Annotated in this window: 21 protein-coding genes and 1 tRNA gene; 15 read left to right on the forward strand and 7 right to left on the reverse strand. The window is 65.8% G+C overall.

What is annotated here, in order from left to right; all coding sequences use genetic code 11:
- The first annotated feature begins 68 nt into the window (after positions 1-68).
- Together modB and sphsw_RS03055 are read left to right on the forward strand one after the other, a co-directional pair.
- On the forward strand, positions 69-773 hold the full coding sequence (gene modB, locus sphsw_RS03050; protein ID WP_037530133.1) for a molybdate ABC transporter permease subunit: 705 nt from the start codon (positions 69-71) through the stop codon (positions 771-773).
- Positions 763-1,362, forward strand: coding sequence for an ATP-binding cassette domain-containing protein (locus sphsw_RS03055; RefSeq protein WP_031439319.1), 600 nt, complete (start codon positions 763-765; stop codon positions 1,360-1,362). Before modB ends, sphsw_RS03055 begins: the two co-directional genes overlap by 11 nt.
- A 65-nt stretch (positions 1,363-1,427) precedes the next feature.
- Here sphsw_RS03055 and rpsI read toward each other — a convergent pair whose 3' ends face one another.
- The 3 genes from rpsI to sphsw_RS03070 all read right to left on the reverse strand — a co-directional run bounded on the left by rpsI (position 1,428) and on the right by sphsw_RS03070 (position 3,624).
- Positions 1,428-1,985, reverse strand: coding sequence for a 30S ribosomal protein S9 (rpsI, locus tag sphsw_RS03060; protein WP_043157976.1), 558 nt, complete (start codon positions 1,983-1,985; stop codon positions 1,428-1,430).
- The gene (gene rplM / locus sphsw_RS03065; protein WP_037530138.1) at positions 1,986-2,465 is read right to left on the reverse strand and encodes a 50S ribosomal protein L13; all 480 of its coding nucleotides are present in this window, start codon (positions 2,463-2,465) and stop codon (positions 1,986-1,988) included.
- Between the two features lie 115 nt (positions 2,466-2,580).
- Complete coding sequence (locus tag sphsw_RS03070) at positions 2,581-3,624, reverse strand: COX15/CtaA family protein (RefSeq protein ID WP_031439320.1); 1,044 nt, start codon at positions 3,622-3,624, stop codon at positions 2,581-2,583.
- A 231-nt stretch (positions 3,625-3,855) separates the two neighbouring features.
- Here sphsw_RS03070 and sphsw_RS03075 point away from each other — a divergent pair, with 231 nt between their 5' ends.
- The 4 genes from sphsw_RS03075 to sphsw_RS19610 all read left to right on the forward strand — a co-directional run bounded on the left by sphsw_RS03075 (position 3,856) and on the right by sphsw_RS19610 (position 7,018).
- Positions 3,856-4,254 (forward strand): MerC domain-containing protein, encoded by a 399-nt coding sequence (locus sphsw_RS03075; protein ID WP_042466454.1) that lies wholly within the window; start codon positions 3,856-3,858, stop codon positions 4,252-4,254.
- Positions 4,255-4,327: 73 nt separating this feature from the next.
- Entirely contained in the window at positions 4,328-4,801 is a 474-nt protein-coding gene (locus sphsw_RS03080; RefSeq protein WP_031439322.1) for a Fur family transcriptional regulator, read from the forward strand.
- Positions 4,802-4,928: 127 nt separating this feature from the next.
- Positions 4,929-6,851 carry a 1-deoxy-D-xylulose-5-phosphate synthase gene (gene dxs, locus sphsw_RS03085; protein ID WP_031439323.1) on the forward strand — a complete coding sequence of 641 codons (1,923 nt, stop codon included), beginning with the start codon at positions 4,929-4,931 and terminating at the stop codon, positions 6,849-6,851.
- Complete coding sequence (locus sphsw_RS19610) at positions 6,848-7,018, forward strand: hypothetical protein (RefSeq protein ID WP_157840526.1); 171 nt, start codon at positions 6,848-6,850, stop codon at positions 7,016-7,018. Before dxs ends, sphsw_RS19610 begins: the two co-directional genes overlap by 4 nt.
- 30 nt (positions 7,019-7,048) lie before the next feature.
- Here the strand turns inward: sphsw_RS19610 and sphsw_RS03090 are convergent, their stop codons facing one another.
- Positions 7,049-7,720, reverse strand: a complete 672-nt coding sequence (locus tag sphsw_RS03090; RefSeq protein WP_031439324.1) for an RBBP9/YdeN family alpha/beta hydrolase — start codon at positions 7,718-7,720, stop codon at positions 7,049-7,051.
- Between the two features lie 187 nt (positions 7,721-7,907).
- Here sphsw_RS03090 and sphsw_RS03095 point away from each other — a divergent pair, with 187 nt between their 5' ends.
- The 5 genes from sphsw_RS03095 (at position 7,908) to proC (ending at position 11,091) form a co-directional block, all read left to right on the forward strand.
- Positions 7,908-8,657 carry a TlyA family RNA methyltransferase gene (locus tag sphsw_RS03095; protein ID WP_031439325.1) on the forward strand — a complete coding sequence of 250 codons (750 nt, stop codon included), beginning with the start codon at positions 7,908-7,910 and terminating at the stop codon, positions 8,655-8,657.
- 171 nt (positions 8,658-8,828) lie between these two features.
- Positions 8,829-9,347: a TspO/MBR family protein gene (locus sphsw_RS03100; protein WP_031439326.1), complete on the forward strand. Its 519-nt coding sequence runs from the start codon at positions 8,829-8,831 to the stop codon at positions 9,345-9,347.
- 38 nt (positions 9,348-9,385) lie between these two features.
- A complete protein-coding gene (locus sphsw_RS03105; protein ID WP_031439327.1) occupies positions 9,386-9,640 on the forward strand; it encodes an accessory factor UbiK family protein in 255 nt (84 codons plus the stop codon).
- Between the two features lie 97 nt (positions 9,641-9,737).
- The gene (locus tag sphsw_RS03110) at positions 9,738-10,244 is read left to right on the forward strand and encodes a YbjN domain-containing protein (protein WP_031395656.1); all 507 of its coding nucleotides are present in this window, start codon (positions 9,738-9,740) and stop codon (positions 10,242-10,244) included.
- A gap of 31 nt (positions 10,245-10,275) precedes the next feature.
- A complete protein-coding gene (gene proC, locus sphsw_RS03115) occupies positions 10,276-11,091 on the forward strand; it encodes a pyrroline-5-carboxylate reductase (RefSeq protein ID WP_031439328.1) in 816 nt (271 codons plus the stop codon).
- Here the strand turns inward: proC and sphsw_RS03120 are convergent, their stop codons facing one another.
- Entirely contained in the window at positions 11,092-11,580 is a 489-nt protein-coding gene (locus sphsw_RS03120; RefSeq protein ID WP_031395654.1) for a MarR family transcriptional regulator, read from the reverse strand.
- Positions 11,581-11,686: 106 nt separating this feature from the next.
- Between sphsw_RS03120 and sphsw_RS03125 the strand changes: the two genes are divergently transcribed.
- From sphsw_RS03125 to sphsw_RS03135, 3 genes are all read left to right on the forward strand, one after another.
- Positions 11,687-12,766 (forward strand): branched-chain amino acid aminotransferase, encoded by a 1,080-nt coding sequence (locus tag sphsw_RS03125; protein ID WP_031439329.1) that lies wholly within the window; start codon positions 11,687-11,689, stop codon positions 12,764-12,766.
- A 52-nt stretch (positions 12,767-12,818) separates the two neighbouring features.
- Positions 12,819-12,893 (forward strand) — tRNA-Gln (locus sphsw_RS03130).
- 66 nt (positions 12,894-12,959) lie between these two features.
- The gene (locus tag sphsw_RS03135; protein WP_031439330.1) at positions 12,960-13,388 is read left to right on the forward strand and encodes a DUF1810 domain-containing protein; all 429 of its coding nucleotides are present in this window, start codon (positions 12,960-12,962) and stop codon (positions 13,386-13,388) included.
- A 21-nt stretch (positions 13,389-13,409) separates the two neighbouring features.
- Here the strand turns inward: sphsw_RS03135 and sphsw_RS03140 are convergent, their stop codons facing one another.
- Positions 13,410-14,072: a Fe2+-dependent dioxygenase gene (locus sphsw_RS03140; RefSeq protein ID WP_031439331.1), complete on the reverse strand. Its 663-nt coding sequence runs from the start codon at positions 14,070-14,072 to the stop codon at positions 13,410-13,412.
- Positions 14,073-14,164: 92 nt separating this feature from the next.
- Between sphsw_RS03140 and sphsw_RS03145 the strand changes: the two genes are divergently transcribed.
- A complete protein-coding gene (locus sphsw_RS03145; RefSeq protein ID WP_152555363.1) occupies positions 14,165-14,473 on the forward strand; it encodes a hypothetical protein in 309 nt (102 codons plus the stop codon).
- A 110-nt stretch (positions 14,474-14,583) separates the two neighbouring features.
- Here the strand turns inward: sphsw_RS03145 and sphsw_RS03150 are convergent.
- Positions 14,584-15,504: alpha/beta hydrolase family protein (locus sphsw_RS03150; RefSeq protein ID WP_031439333.1), on the reverse strand; the 921-nt coding region annotated here is incomplete at its 5' end.

A 15,504-nucleotide genomic window follows, 5' to 3' on the forward strand; every position in this document is an offset into this window, starting at 1 on the left:
TCCGCCGGTTCCTGACGTCGCGTCAGGGCAAGGCGATCTTCGTGCGTTACGGCTTTTCGGCGCGCTGAGTGACGGATGGGTTCGTCCTGACACCGGCGGAATGGGGGATCGTCGGTCTGTCGCTGAAGGTCGGCGCCGTCGCCATGCTGATCACATTGCCGATCGCGTTCGGCTTTGCCTGGCTGCTGGCGCGCGTACGGTTTCCCGGGCGGATCCTCGTCGATGCGGTGATCCACCTGCCGCTCGTCGTGCCGCCGGTCGTGACGGGGTGGCTGCTGCTGCTCGCCTTTGCGCCGAACGGGCCGGTCGGTGGGTGGCTGCAGTCGTGGTTCGGGGTCAGCGTGTTGTTCCGCTGGACCGGTGCGGCGATCGCAGCGGGGGTCATGGCGCTGCCCTTGATGGTGCGTGCGATGCGGCTGTCGATCGAGGCGGTCGATGCACGGCTTGAGAGTGCGGCGCGGACGCTGGGCGCGGGGCCGTGGCGGGTATTCTGGACGGTCACGCTGCCGCTGAGCGTACCGGGCGTGCTCGCGGGCGCGGTGCTGGGCTTTGCGCGATCGATCGGCGAGTTCGGGGCGACGATCACCTTCGTCTCCAATGTGCCGGGCGAGACGCAGACGCTGCCGCTGGCGATCTACTCGGCGCTTCAGCAGCCGGGCGCGGAGATGCTGGTATGGCGGCTCTCGGCGATTTCCGTCGCGTTGTCGCTGATCGCACTGGTCGCGTCCGAGCTCCTGACGCGGCGCGCGGGCAGGGGGCTTCATGTCCTTTGAGATCAACGTCCGCAAGCGTCTGGGCGATGCCGAGGTCGCACTGACGATGGCGGCGGGGGACGGCGCGACCGTGCTGTTCGGACCGTCCGGCGTCGGCAAGACCAGCATCCTGAAGATGGTCGCCGGGCTGCTCACGCCCGACAATGGCCGGATCGTCGTCGATGGCGTCACGCTGTTCGGGGAGGGCATTAACCTGCCACCGGAACACCGCCGTGCGGGCTATGTGTTTCAGGAAGCGCGGCTTTTTCCGCATCTGAAGGTGCGGGCGAACCTGCTTTACGGCGCCGGCCGAGACACGTCGGGGTTCGAGGAGCGGATCGGCTTCCTGGGGATCGGGCATCTGCTCGACCGCTGGCCGCGGTCGCTCTCGGGGGGCGAAGCGCAGCGCGTGGCGATCGGACGGGCATTGCTCAGCAACCCGCGCTTCCTGTTGCTCGACGAGCCGTTGGCGTCGCTCGACCGACCGCGCCGCGAGGAGATCGTCCGCGTGATCGAGCATCTGCGCGATACGATGCGCCTGCCGATCCTGATGGTGACCCACGACCCCGACGAGGCCGCACGAATCGGCACCCGCGTCGTACGGATGTAGCGCAGGCATGAAAAAGGCGGCCCGGGAAAACCCGGACCGCCCTTTTCCGTAGTTCGGTAAAGCGTTTAGCGCTTCGAGAACTGGAAGCTACGACGGGCTTTCGCCTTGCCGTACTTCTTGCGCTCGACGACGCGGCTGTCGCGCGTCAGGAAGCCTGCAGCCTTGACCGATGCACGCAGCACCGGCTCGAAGCGGGTCAGCGCCTGGCTGATGCCATGCTTGACCGCGCCGGCCTGGCCCGAAAGGCCGCCGCCCTTGACGGTGCAGACTACGTCATACTGACCTTCGCGCTCGGTGATACCGAACACCTGGTTGATGACGAGACGCAGCGTCGGACGTGCGAAATACACTTCCTGGTCACGACCGTTGATCGTGATCTTGCCGGTGCCGGGCTTGACCCAGACGCGGGCAACGGCGTCCTTGCGACGGCCGGTCGCATAGGCGCGGCCCTGCTTGTCGAGGATCTGCTCGCGGAGCGGCATCGGCTCGCGGACCGGCTCGTTCGAGACGGGCGCTGCGATGTCGCCTTCGCTGGTCGGCAGCGACTGTGCGGCCGGAGCAGCCGGTGCGGGCTGGTTGGTCAGGCTCGCGAGATCGGCGAGCGACTGGCGGTTGTCGGTCATTTACGCACCCACCTTGTTCTTGCGATTCATGCTGGCGATGTCGAGAACCTCGGGGTTCTGTGCCTCATGCGGATGCTCGGTACCCTTGAAGATACGCAGGTTGCGCATCTGCTCACGGCCAAGCGGGCCGCGCGGGATCATGCGCTCAACGGCCTTTTCGAGAACGCGCTCCGGGAAGCGGCCGTCGAGAACCTTGGCGGCAGTGATGCCCTTGATGCCGCCGGCATAACCGGTGTGCTTGTAATAGACCTTCTTCGCGGCCTTGTTGCCGGTGAAGCGGATCTTGTCGGCGTTGATCACGACGACGTTGTCACCGCAATCGACATGCGGGGTGAACGACGTCTTGTGCTTGCCGCGCAGGACGTTGGCGATGATCGACGCTGCGCGACCGACCACCAGATCCTCGGCATCGACGATATGCCATTTCTTCTCCACCTCGTGCGGCTTGGCCGACTTGGTGGTCTTCATGAGCGCCTTCATGGGGCTGAGACCTTTGCTGAAACGATATGCGCCGCCACGACGGACGGCGCTAACGAGGCGGCAATGGCGAAAAGAGGTGTTTAAGTCAAGCTTTCCGCCGGTTTCATGGCGGGTATTATAATACCTTGGGCGGATTGCCGAGGCGATGCGCGGCAAATACCATGGCGATCAGCAACAGCGCCGCGTTGGCTTGGTGTGCGACGGCGACAGGGATGGCGACACCGGTCATGAGCGTTGCGATCCCCAGAAAGACCTGAAGCGTGACGAGCCCGACCACCCAGAAGCCGGCGCGCGAACCATGCTGCGTCGCGCGGACCGCGAGCCAGACGAGCCCGGCGGCGGTGGCGAAGGCGAGCCACCGGTGAATGAACTGGACGACAATCGGGTTGTCGACGGCGTTGATCCAGCCGGGTGACAGCATCGGGACGCCGCCCGGGAACAGGCTGTCGCCCATCAGCGGCCAACTCGAAAAGGCGTAGCCTGCGTTGAGCCCTGCGGTGAACGCGCCATAGACAAGCTGGACGAACAGCAACGCGAACGCGGTGACCGCGATCGGCACGAGGCGGGCCGGGGCCGCAAGCTTCGAGCGGTGGAGTGCGAGGAGGTCCAGCGCCGTCCAGACGATGCCGGCGAGCGTGACGAGCGCGGTCATCAGATGGACTGCGAGACGAATGTGGCTGACGTCGGTGCGGACGGACAGCCCGGACTTCACCATCCACCAGCCGACAGCGCCCTGAAGCGCGCCGAGCGCCAGCAGCGCGCCGAGTCGCCAGCCATAGCCGACCGGGATTGCCCGGCGCAGCGCGAACCACAAGAGCGGGATCGCGAACGCCGCGCCGATCGTCCGTGCCAGCGCGCGGTGGAGATATTCCCAGAAGAAGATCGCCTTGAACCCGTCGAGCGTCATGCCGCTGTTGAGCTGGCTATATTCGGGGATCTGTCTGTAGTTCGCGAATTCCGCCTGCCACTGCGCAAGCGTGAGTGGCGGAATGATGCCGGTGATCGGCTTCCATTCGGTGATCGAGAGCCCCGAATTGGTAAGCCGCGTTATGCCCCCCACGATAACGATGCCGACGATCATCGCCGCAACGAGAAGAAGCCAGGTCGCGACCGCTCGCGGGCGCGCTGTGGACAGGAAGGCGGCACTGGGCTGGAGCATCGCACGGCTCTACGCCTGTCTGACTGGGGCGTCGAGTATCAGGGGTTATCGGCCGCCGGGTTTCTGCTGGCCCGAGACACACGCGCGATGCGTTGGGAACGAGCGCGAGCGCAGGATTGATCACGACGTCGATCGAGCGTCCTTTTCCTGAAAAAAAAGCGAGCGGACGACGGGCGTTCGGCCGAATGTGATGTTGTATCCTTTCCTGAGATGGACTATCTAATCGGAACGATGTCGACGACCGCCCACCACCATACCCATGCGCATCCGTCCTGGATCGCAGGCCTGGATCGCTATGCGATCGGGCTGTCGGGTCTGTGCATGGTGCACTGTCTGGCAACGTCGGTGCTGGTTGCGCTGATGTCGACCGCGGGCGGCGTGCTGCTCGATCCCATCTTCCACGAAGTCGGACTGACGATCGCGATCCTATTCGGTGCGGTCGCGCTGGGGCGCGGGATCCTTCATCATGGCTATGCGATGCCGGCGGCGATGGGTGCGTTCGGGCTCGGGATCATGGCGGGGGCGATGACGCTGCCGCATGATTCGGGAAGCGGTGAGACGCTCTGGACGATCATCGGCGTCGCGTTGCTCGCGTTCGGGCACGATCTGAACCGTCGCGCCGAAAGCTGAGCCGGGCCGCACGATCGCCCCGGCGCGGTCGCTGCTTGTCGCCGGTCCTGCGGCACCCTAGATTCACGGCATAATGGCAACGCACTCGCATTCACATCATGAGCCGCAAGGCGCCGACCTTAACGTTGCCGCGCAGGCGACGCTGGAAAAATCGGGAGAGCAGTGGACGACGATGCGCGCCAGCGTGTTTTCCGCGCTGGCTGGCTTCGACAAGCCGGCCTCGGCCTATGACATCGCGGAAGCCGTGTCGAAGGCGGAGGGGCGGCGCGTCGCTGCCAACAGCGTTTACCGAATTCTCGACCTCTTCGTGGGTGCGAACCTGGCGCGACGGGTCGAGAGTGCGAACGCGTACGTCGCCAATGCCCATCCCGATTGCCTTCACGACTGCATCTTCCTGGTATGTGATTCGTGCGGGCAGACGACGCATATCGACAATGACGTGATCACTCGCGGTGTGCGGAATGCGGCTATTTCGGCCGGTTTCGTGCCTGTCCGCCCGGTCATCGAAGTCCGCGGCCGGTGTGCCGCATGCGAGGCGCAGCGCTGATCGGGGAAGGCTGCCAGCGCCATGACGGGGTAACCAATCTGGCGTCGCTGCGTAGAAATATCCGCGGATGGCGGGGTTTCGTTCGGTAACAATCGACACCAAACCTGTGCTGCGATAAGCCGGCGGGATGGCAGATACTCCTGTAACCCCGTTGCTCGACACGGTTTCGACCCCCGATGACCTGCGCAAGCTGAAACCCGACCAGCTTCGCCAGCTTGCCGATGAACTGCGGACCGAGACGATCTCGGCCGTCGGGACGACCGGTGGCCACCTCGGATCGGGGCTCGGCGTCGTCGAACTGACGACCGCGATTCATTATGTGTTCGATACGCCGCGCGACCGTCTGGTCTGGGACGTCGGGCATCAATGCTATCCGCACAAGATCCTGACGGGCCGCCGCGACCGGATCCGGACGTTGCGCCAGGGTGGCGGCCTCAGCGGCTTCACCAAGCGGAGCGAGAGCGAATACGACCCGTTCGGCGCTGCGCATTCCTCGACATCGATCTCGGCCGCGCTCGGCTTCGCGGTCGCCAACAAGATCGCGGGCACGCCGGGCAAGGGCATTGCCGTTATCGGCGACGGCGCGATGTCGGCGGGCATGGCCTATGAGGCGATGAACAATGCCGAGCAGGCGGGTAATCGCCTCGTCGTGATCCTGAACGACAATGACATGTCGATCGCGCCGCCGGTTGGCGGTCTGTCGGCCTATCTCAGCCGGATCGTGTCGAGCCGCGAATTCCTGGGCATTCGCGAGCTTGCCAAGAAGCTCGCTCGGCGCCTGCCGCGGCCGTTCCACAACGCCGCGCGGAAGACCGACGAGTTCGCCCGCGGCATGACGATGGGCGGTACGCTGTTCGAGGAACTCGGCTTTTATTATGTCGGGCCGATCGACGGTCATAATCTCGAGCATCTGATCCCCGTGCTCGAGAATGTGCGCGACGCGGAGGAGGGCCCGATCCTCGTCCATGTCGTGACCAAGAAGGGCAAGGGCTATGCGCCCGCCGAGGCCGCGGCCGACAAATATCACGGCGTGCAGAAGTTCGACGTGATCTCGGGCGTGCAGACCAAGGCGCCGCCGGGACCGCCGCAATATCAGAACGTGTTCGGTGCGCAGCTCGTCGCCGAGGCCGCCAAGGACGACCGGATCTGTGCGATCACCGCGGCGATGCCGTCGGGCACCGGCCTCGATGCCTTCGCCAAGGCCTATCCCGATCGCTTCTTCGATGTCGGCATCGCCGAACAGCACGGCGTGACCTTCGCGGCGGGGCTTGCCGCGCAGGGGATGCGGCCGTTCTGCGCGATCTATTCGACGTTCCTGCAGCGGGCCTATGACCAGGTCGTCCATGACGTCGCGATCCAGAACCTGCCGGTGCGCTTTGCGATCGATCGCGCCGGGCTGGTCGGAGCGGATGGCGCGACGCATGCCGGATCGTTCGACGTGACCTATCTCGCGACGCTGCCGAATTTCGTCGTGATGGCGGCGGCGGACGAAGCCGAGCTGGTCCATATGACACACACCGCGGCGCAGTATGACACCGGCCCGATCGCGGTGCGCTACCCGCGCGGCAACGGCACGGGCGTCGCCTTGCCTGCCACGCCCGAACTGCTCGAGATCGGCAAGGGCCGGATCGTTCGCGAGGGCAAGGCCGTGGCGATCCTGTCGCTCGGCACGCGGCTCGAGGAAGCGTTGAAGGCCGCCGATGTGCTCGAGGCCAAGGGGCTGTCGACCACCGTTGCCGATCTGCGATTCGCCAAGCCGCTCGACGTCGAGATGATCCGCAAGCTGCTCACCACGCACGAGGTCGCGGTCACGATCGAGGAGGGCGCGGTCGGCGGTTTCGGCGCGCATGTGCTGACGCTGGCCAGCGACGAGGGGCTGATCGACGGCGGGCTGAAGCTGCGCACGCTGCGTCTGCCGGATCTCTTCCAGGATCAGGACAAGCCCGACGCGCAATATGCCGAGGCCGGGCTCGATTCGGCGGCGCTGGTGGAAACCGTGCTCAAGGCGCTGCGCCATAATTCGGGCGGGGTTGCCGAAGCGCGCGCATGAGCGGGCCGACCAAGGCCATCGTGATCATTGCGCTCGCGGTGATCGTGATGGTGTCGCTGAACATCGCCATGTGGCGGCGGATGCGCGCCGGGTTGCCCGCGGCGCGTGCCGCGGACGAGCAGGATCAGCAGTCGCAGGTGCCGGCAGACGACACACTGCGCGGCTGATCCGGAACGACTGCCGGACGCGCGCCCTGCCTATCTGCCCAGATAGTGGGAGTGGGCCGCGTCGGTTGCGCTGACGGCGAGGATCGATCGCGCCTGGCTCGGCGGCAGCGCTTGCCCGTGACCGTCGCCACTCGCGGCGATCACCCGCTCGAGCAGATCCTGTCCCTCGCGCCACCAGCCGATACCGCTCGCGGCATTGAGATGCCCCTGCGGGCCGGCATCGACGAAATGACTACCCCAGTCGGCGGCCATGCTGTGCGCGCGGTCGGGCGTGACCCAGGGATCGTCGCTGCTCGCGACGACGATCGAGGGGAAGGGCAGGGGGCCGCGCGGGGTCGGTGAAAAGCCCTTGAGCTCGGCCTGGGCCCCACCGCGATCGACATCGGCGGGCGCGACGAGCAATGCCCCCGCGACGGGCCAGCCATAGGGTTGCGGGCTGAGTTCGGCCCACCACGCCACCGCAAGGCAACCAAGGCTGTGCGCGGCTAGGATGACGGGGGCCTGTGCGCGCCGGATCGCCTCGTCGAGTCGCGTGACCCAGGCGTTGCGATGCGGCGTGTTCCACATCCCCAGTTCGACCCGGACGGTATCCGGCCGGGCATCTTCCCACAGGGTCTGCCAGTGTGACGGGCCGGATCCGCCGAGCCCGGGGACCGTCAGGATGGTCGGTTGAACGCTATCATATGGTGCAAAAGAACCCACGACGCCTCTCCTTCTCCAGACCCCCGGAGCCCGGGGGTGGGATCGTGATCGATCGACGCTCTAGGGGACGTCGGCCGATCACGATCCCTGTCTGCAAGATAATCCTACCAGTTCAGTGGGCAATAGATATTGCGGCAAAAGGAAGGCAGCTTGCGATGATCGGACGCCGGGGCGATAGGCTGGGCGTATGGCAAAGCAACGCGCGGACCAGATGCTGGTCGACAGGGGACTGGTCGAGTCGCGGACGCGCGCCCAGGCGCTGATCATGGCGGGGCTGGTCTTTGCCGGCACGCGCAAGGTCGACAAGCCGGGGCAGACGCTGGCGGACGACGTCGTGCTCGACGTGCGGGGTCGCGATCACCCCTGGGTGTCGCGCGGCGGGATCAAGCTCGCGCACGGGCTCTCACATTTCAGCTGGACGGTCACGGACGCGGTGGCGATCGACGTCGGCTCGTCGACCGGCGGGTTTACCGACGTGCTGCTCAGCAACGGGGTCGCTCGCGTCTATGCCGTCGACAGCGGGACCAACCAGCTTGCGTGGAAACTCCGTCAGGACCCGCGCGTGATCGTCCACGAACAGACCAGCGCGCGCATCCTGACCGACGCGCATATCCCCGAACCGGTCGACCTGATCGTCTGCGATGCGAGCTTTATCGGGCTGGCCAAGGTGCTCGAGCGCCCGATCGGGTTCGCACGTCCCGGCGCGCGGCTGCTGGCGCTCGTCAAGCCGCAGTTCGAGGCAGGCCGCGAAGAGGTCGGAAAGGGCGGCGTGATCCGCGATCCGGCCGTCCATGCGCGCGTCTGCGGCGAGGTCGCGGCCTGGTTCGAGGCACAGGGCTGGCAGGTCGAGGGCGTCGTCGAGAGCCCGATCACCGGTCCCGAGGGTAATATCGAGTTCCTGATCGCCGCGCATGCGGTCGCCGCGCCACGCGACTGACGATCCGGATGCTGCCCGCGCTGGACCCGGATCGGCCATCGCAGAATGACACACTTCCCGATCGGTCCATGCATGTTGCGGTTTACGGCAGGGCGTTCCCGCGGCAGGACTAAGCCGATCAGTCTTGAAAGGACGTATGTGGGAGGCATCGCTTCGAAGGGCCAGCTGAGGATGTCGTTCCTGCGCTGGGCGATCGTGACCGTTCCGTTGATCGTCCTGCTGGGCTTTCTGGCCGGGCGCGCGGTCCCGGTGGGGAGCGAAAGTGCCTGGTACACCAGCCTGGTGAAGCCCGCGCTCACTCCGCCAGGCTGGGTGTTTCCGGTCGCCTGGTCGACGCTCTACGTGCTGCTCGGCCTGGCTCTCGCAATGATCCTCAATGCGCGCGGCGCGCTGGGGCGGGGGCGCGCGATCGCCTTGTTTGCCGCGCAGTTCGTGTTGAATCTCGCCTGGACGCCATTGTTCTTCGGCGCGCACCGAATCGGTGCGTCGCTGCTTGTCATCGTCGCGATGCTGCTGCTCTCGATCGCGGCGACATTCCTGTTTGCGCGTATCCGGCGCGGGGCGGCGTGGCTGATGGTGCCCTATATGGTGTGGATCAGCTTTGCGGGAATGCTCACATACGGTATAGGCCGGCTCAACCCCGATGCCGAAACCCTTGTGCCGACGACGCGCACCTCCCAGATGTTGTGACGGGGCGCGCGGCGCAAGTTACTAGCAGGATGATGACAATGCAGTCCGAAAACCGGATGTTCGACGATTTAGTGAAGGTCCTCAACGGCGCCGCTGGAACCTTTGCCGGTGTCGGCCGCGAAGCGCAGTCTGGGGTTCGCGAGCGTGCTCGTGAATGGCTCGGCGGCCTCGATTTCGTAAGCCGTGAGGAGTTTGATGCGGTGAAATCGATGGCGGCCGCCGCGCGCGACGAAAATGACGCGCTGAAGGCCCGGCTCGACGCTCTCGAAGCAAAAATGCAGGTCGGCGTCTGACTTTTCCACAGATTTCTGGGCATTCGGATCGAACGGGGTTGTCGGAGCATTTTTGCCCCGGCACCCTTTGTCGCGTGACAGGGAGTGCCAGGACGTAATGATGCTCGACCACGCCGACCATGACCAAGACGACGCTGCTCCCATCGACATGCTCGAAGCCTATTATGCTGCGCATGGATGGGAACATGAACGTCACGATGACGAGATCGTCGCGACCGTAAAGGGCAGCTGGACGACCTACGAACTGCGCGCCTTGTGGCGCGAGGACGACAGCGTGCTGCAGTTCCTGGCGTTTCCGGACATCAAGGTGCCCGATGAACGGCGTCAGGCGGTTTACGAGACGATCGGCCTCGCCAACGAGCAGCTCTGGATCGGCCATTTCGAACTCTGGTCGACGAGCGGAATCCTTTTGTTCCGTCACGCGGCGATGGTCGATGGCGGCGAGGATGGGACGATGTCGCTTTCGGCCGCCGAACTGCTTGTCGAATCGGCGATCGAGGAATGCGAGCGTTTCTATCCAGTGTTCCAGTTCGTCCTGTGGGGCGGGAAGACGCCGGCGGACGCGCTTGCCTCGGCGCTGATCGAAACCCAGGGCGAGGCGTGATCGCGCGCGTTTCCCCGGGCGCGGCGTGCCGATGACCGGGCGGATCCTGATGATCGGCTGTGGCAATATGGGCGGGGCGATGCTTGCCCGCTGGCTTGCCGACGGCCTTTCACCTGACAGCGTGACCGTCGTCAGCCCCAGTATGCGCGTGATGCCACCCGGTGTGCACGTCGTCGCCGCGGTGCCCGACCCCGACGACTTTTCCGCTGAAACCGTCATGCTCGCGCTGAAGCCGCAGCAGCTCGGCGCGCTGAAGACGCCCGAGTTCTCGCGCTATGCGCCAAAGCTGCTGATCTCGATCCTCGCGGGGGTCGAGATTGCCGCACTCCAACCTCTGTCCCAGGCGCAGACGGTGGTTCGGGCGATGCCCAACCTGCCGGTTGCGATCGGCCGCGGCGTGGTTGCGCTGCACGGCGCGACGGATGACGGCGCGGCGCGTGCGACCGCGGAGGCGTTGATGACGCCGCTCGGCCTGGTCGAGTGGATCGCCGCGGAGGCGCAGTTCGATGCCGTCACCGCGCTGGCGGGATGCGGGCCGGGTTTCGTGTTCCGTTTTGCCGACGCGCTGGCCAAGGCGGGGCAGGCGCTCGGCCTGCCGGCGGATCAGGCGGCGCGACTCGCGCTCGCCACGCTCGACGGATCCGCGCGGATGGCAGGCGCAGCCGATGTTTCGCCGGCGGTGCTGGCGGACCGGGTTGCGAGCCCGGGTGGATCGACGCGGGAAGGCTTGAACGTGCTCGACGACGGCGATGCGTTGGTCACCCTGATGTCCCGCACGCTGGCGGCGTCGGCACGGCGCAATGCGGAGATGGCGGCAAACGCCCGCGGCGACCTTGCGCCGCTTTAGTCAGCCGCGCAGCTTTATCACCTGCTCTCGTTCCTCTTCGGGGATCAGGCCTTCGAGCACCGCCCAATAGCCCGCAACCGCGCCGTGGCCGGCGTGATTATAGGCTGCGGACATCTTCTGTCGCGCAGCTTCGAACAGGTCGCTCTCCATCTTGCTGCCGACTGGCGTCAAGCGCAGCAGTCGCTGACGCCGGTCACGATCGCCGGGACGGACCTCGATAAAGCCGCGATCGCTGAGTTCGTTCAGCACGCGACCGAGTGACTGTTTGGTGATCGCCAGCAGCGACAGCAGTTCGCTGACCGTCATGTCCGGTTTGCGGGCGATGAAATACAGGGCGCGGTGGTGCGCGCGCCCCAGCCCCTGCTCCGCGAGCCCCGCATCGATCGATCGGACCAGATGGCTCTGACCGAAGTACAGGAGTTCCATGCCGCGACGCAGTTCGGGTTCGCGAAGAAACAGGGGTGAAGCGGGTGATGCTGAGGCAGCCATGTTGACCGGTTTAGTCTTCGGTCCTAGTCGACGGCAAGCCGTGGAAAGAGAGAAAAATTCAATGCATCCTCCGTTGTCGCAGGCCTCATCGTCCCCAGACGCGAGCATGACATTTTCGTTCGAACCGTGTGGCGATCCGGTCGCTGCGAACGAGCGTGCGCAGCGCCTGATCGATCCCGGCTTCGGCCGGGTCTTTACCGACCATATGGCGATGATCCGCTTCAGTGACGCGAAGGGCTGGCATGATGCCAGGATCACGACGCGCGCGCCGATCATGATGGATCCCGCATCGTCGGTTCTGCACTATGCGCAAGAAATCTTCGAAGGAATGAAGGCCTATCGACTCGCCGATGGCGGCACCGCGCTCTTCCGGCCCGAAGCCAATGCGCGGCGTTTCCAGGATTCGGCACGCCGGATGGCGATGCCCGAGCTTCCCGAATCGCTGTTCCTCGAATCGGTCGAGCGGCTGGTCCGGACGGATCAGGACTGGATTCCCGACAGCGACGGCGGCGCGCTGTATCTGCGGCCGTTCATGTTCGCGAGCGAGGTGTTCCTGGGGGTCAAGCCGAGCGCCGAATATCTCTACATGGTGCTCGCCTCGTCGGTCGGTGCCTATTTCAAGGGCGGTGCCTCCGCGGTCTCGATCTGGGTCAGCCAGCATTATACGCGTGCGGCACAGGGCGGCACGGGCGCGGCGAAGTGCGGCGGCAACTACGCCGCCAGCCTGCTCGCGCAGAAGGAAGCGATCAGCCAGGGCTGTGACCAGGTCGTCTTCCTCGATGCGGTCGAGCGCCGCTGGGTCGAGGAACTCGGCGGCATGAACGTCTTCTTCGTCTTCGAGGACGGCAGCCTGTCGACCCCCGCGCTCACGGGCACGATCCTGCCCGGCATCACCCGCGATTCGATCCTGACGCTGGCGCGGGCGCAGGGGATCACGGTGCGCGAGGAGCCCTATGCGATCGACCAGTGGCGCGCCGACGCGGCGAGCGGCAAGCTTGTCGAGGCGTTCGCCTGCGGCACCGCCGCGGTCGTGACCCCGATCGGGACCGTCGCGTCGCCCGAGGGCCGCTTCACGATCGGCGGCGGCGAGCCGGGCGCGATGACGCTGCGGATCCGCGATTCGCTCGTCGCTATCCAGCGCGGTCTGGCGCCGGATGCCAATGGGTGGGTCCATCGACTCGATTAAGACGCGATAGGGCTTTTCTCGTCGGGGCGCGCCGCTATAAGGCCGCCTCTGCTGGGGCGTCGCCAAGTGGTAAGGCAGCGGCTTTTGATGCCGCCATGCGCAGGTTCGAACCCTGCCGCCCCAGCCAGTCCTTCCTGCGTCCATCTATTCTCCCATATGTGGGGAGCCGAGGATTGAGTGAAAGCAGGCGGTGATGACCCATCCTTATGATCTTGAACGGTTCGTCACTGCGCAGGCGGCAGTCTACGAGTCCGCGCTTGCCGAGATACGCCGCGGCGCCAAGCGTAGTCACTGGATGTGGTTCATCTTCCCGCAGATTGCCGGGCTCGGACGAAGCCCGATGGCGCAGCATTATGCGATCGTGTCACTCGAGGAAGCGCGGGCCTATCTTGCGCATCCGGTGCTCGGGGCGCGTCTGCGGCAGTGCGTGGAAGCGCTTGACGCGCTGACGGGGACGACCGCCCGGGCCGTTTTCGGTGAGATCGATGCGATGAAGCTGCGATCGTCGCTGACGCTGTTTCGCGAGGCGGGGGCCGGTCCGCTGTTCGGCGCAGCGCTCGATCGCTGGTTTGCCGGGACGAGCGACGCGGCCACGCTTGCTCTCATCGACAGACCAAGCTGACGGCGATCCACGCCGCGCCGCTCAGTCCTCGGCCCAGCGCCGGAGCAGGTTGGATTGCGTCTTGGCGAGCAGGTCGAGTTCGGGCGTCTTGCCCAGCCGCTCGAACAGCGCGTGGCGGGCGGTTTCAAGATCGAACAGCAGTTCCCGCGCATCCGCGTCCCGAACGAGGCTCCGGACCCAGGTCACCGCGGCAAGCCGCTCGCCCGACACGACCGGCGCCACGCGGTGCAGCGAGGTCGTCGGATAGCAGACCGCCGAGCCCGCGGGCAGCTTGACGTCCTGTTCGCCGGCGGCGGACTCGATCACCAGTTCGCCGCCGTCATAATCCTCGGGTTCGCTGAGGAAGACCGTCACCGACACATCGGTCCGCATCCCGCCCATGATCGCATCGTCGACATGGCTGCCATAGGCCATGCCCGCATCATAGCGGCTGAAGAGCGGCGGGCGGACGACATGCGGCCGCGTCGCCATGCGGAACAGGGCATTGTCGAGCAACCGCTCGACGACGAGGTCCTGCATCTCGGCGAGCAACGGGTCGCCGCGGTCGACCTGTTCGTTGCGTTTGACCGGGCGTGCCTCGCGCCCCGCCGTCCGTCGGCCGTCGACATAGCGGGTCTTGCGCATATTATCTCGCAGCCACTGGAGATTGTCCGCATCCAGGACGTTGGCAATCATGATCATCATGGGAAATCTCGCAAATCCGGCATGAAGCCAGGTGACGCGCCCCTAACAGGTCAGTGCCTTCCCGGCCAACGCGTCGGGACCGAGGAGATAGTATGCGTACGAAATTGTGGATGGGCGTCGGCGCCTTTGTGATCGCGCAATCGGGCCAAGCCGTCATCGGCGACGCGGCCGCCAAGCCAATGCCGTCGCCAGCTCAGCAGGTCGGTGAGGGTGAAGGCGAGGGTGAAGGTGAAGGACGGCGGGTCGTCCGGTCGGGCAAGGTTCGGCATGCGGTGACATCGCCGCGGCGCGCGCGCGCGGTGCAGCAGCAGCGTGGCCAGCGCGGCGAAGGCGAATATGAGGGCGGCGAGAACGAGCGCGGCGAAGGTGGCGAAAACGAGGGTGGCGAGGGCGAACGATGAGCCGGCTACGCCGCTTGGCGTAATCAGCACTGCCGCACGGATCGGAGTGATCCGTGCGGCAGTAACGAGACTGCACCATGGGCATCGCCCCGGCGGTGACGAACGGACGGTCAGTCGGTGCGTAATCCGCTCGGCTTGGCGCGATAGCGATCGAACCAGGCGATAATCGCGGAGGCCTTTGCCGCGGATTGCGACGGCCGTGCGGTGAAGCCGCCGTGGCTCGCACCCGGCACCTTGACGAGCGCGGTCGGTATGCCGCGGATCTGCAGCGCGGCGTAATATTGCTCGGATTCCGAAACGGGCGTGCGGTAGTCGTCACTACCCACCACGACCAGGGTCGGTGTCTTGACGTTGCCGACGAGACTGAGCGGCGAGCGGTTCCAGTAACTCATCGGATCCTCCCATGGCAGCTTGGTGAACCAGTAGCGCGAGGTAAACAGCGTGTTGTCCATCGTCAGCGCCTCGCTTGCCCAGTTGATCACCGGCTTTTGCGTCGCCGCGGCCCTGAACCGGTCGGTCTTGCCGACGATCCAGGCGGTCAGGACGCCGCCGCCCGATCCGCCGGTGACGAACAGATTGTCGGCATCCGCGGTCCCGTCCGCGATCGCCGCATCAACCGCGGCGATCAGGTCGCCATAATCGTCGGACGGGTATTTCTTGTCGATCAGATTGGCGAATTCGGCACCGTAGGAGGTCGAGCCGCGCGGGTTGGTCCACAGCACCGCATAGCCCGCCGCGGCATAGAGTTGCATGTCGGTGGCAAACCCAGGGCCATAGGCGCTGTTCGGCCCACCATGGATTTCCAGGATCAGCGGCACGCGCTGGCCGAGCGTGCGATTGGCGGGCGTTGCGAGCCACGCGTCGATCGCGCGGCCATCGGGCGCGGTCACCGCGATCTTGCGGATCGGCGCGAGCGTCTTGGCGCCGGTCATCACCGCGTTGAGCTGCGTCAGCCGCCGTGACTTGCCACCGCTCGACACCCAGACATCGGCGGGAGCGCTGCCGTCGCCGCCGGTATAGGCGATCGTCCC

It is taken from the genome of Sphingomonas sp. FUKUSWIS1, assembly GCF_000733135.1.
GTDB lineage: Bacteria > Pseudomonadota > Alphaproteobacteria > Sphingomonadales > Sphingomonadaceae > Sphingomonas > Sphingomonas aerolata.

Coding starts and splice junctions, on each gene's coding strand:
- sphsw_RS03055 (WP_031439319.1), top strand. CDS start 763: ATGTCCTTTGAGATCAACGTCCGCAAGCGTCTGGGCGATGCCGAGGTC.
- rpsI (WP_043157976.1), bottom strand. CDS start 1,985: ATGACCGACAACCGCCAGTCGCTCGCCGATCTCGCGAGCCTGACCAAC.
- rplM (WP_037530138.1), bottom strand. CDS start 2,465: ATGAAGGCGCTCATGAAGACCACCAAGTCGGCCAAGCCGCACGAGGTG.
- sphsw_RS03070 (WP_031439320.1), bottom strand. CDS start 3,624: ATGCTCCAGCCCAGTGCCGCCTTCCTGTCCACAGCGCGCCCGCGAGCG.
- sphsw_RS03075 (WP_042466454.1), top strand. CDS start 3,856: ATGTCGACGACCGCCCACCACCATACCCATGCGCATCCGTCCTGGATC.
- sphsw_RS03080 (WP_031439322.1), top strand. CDS start 4,328: ATGGCAACGCACTCGCATTCACATCATGAGCCGCAAGGCGCCGACCTT.
- dxs (WP_031439323.1), top strand. CDS start 4,929: ATGGCAGATACTCCTGTAACCCCGTTGCTCGACACGGTTTCGACCCCC.
- sphsw_RS19610 (WP_157840526.1), top strand. CDS start 6,848: ATGAGCGGGCCGACCAAGGCCATCGTGATCATTGCGCTCGCGGTGATC.
- sphsw_RS03095 (WP_031439325.1), top strand. CDS start 7,908: ATGGCAAAGCAACGCGCGGACCAGATGCTGGTCGACAGGGGACTGGTC.
- sphsw_RS03100 (WP_031439326.1), top strand. CDS start 8,829: ATGTCGTTCCTGCGCTGGGCGATCGTGACCGTTCCGTTGATCGTCCTG.
- sphsw_RS03105 (WP_031439327.1), top strand. CDS start 9,386: ATGCAGTCCGAAAACCGGATGTTCGACGATTTAGTGAAGGTCCTCAAC.
- sphsw_RS03110 (WP_031395656.1), top strand. CDS start 9,738: ATGATGCTCGACCACGCCGACCATGACCAAGACGACGCTGCTCCCATC.
- proC (WP_031439328.1), top strand. CDS start 10,276: ATGACCGGGCGGATCCTGATGATCGGCTGTGGCAATATGGGCGGGGCG.
- sphsw_RS03120 (WP_031395654.1), bottom strand. CDS start 11,580: ATGGCTGCCTCAGCATCACCCGCTTCACCCCTGTTTCTTCGCGAACCC.
- sphsw_RS03125 (WP_031439329.1), top strand. CDS start 11,687: ATGACATTTTCGTTCGAACCGTGTGGCGATCCGGTCGCTGCGAACGAG.
- sphsw_RS03135 (WP_031439330.1), top strand. CDS start 12,960: ATGACCCATCCTTATGATCTTGAACGGTTCGTCACTGCGCAGGCGGCA.
- sphsw_RS03140 (WP_031439331.1), bottom strand. CDS start 14,072: ATGATGATCATGATTGCCAACGTCCTGGATGCGGACAATCTCCAGTGG.
- sphsw_RS03145 (WP_152555363.1), top strand. CDS start 14,165: ATGCGTACGAAATTGTGGATGGGCGTCGGCGCCTTTGTGATCGCGCAA.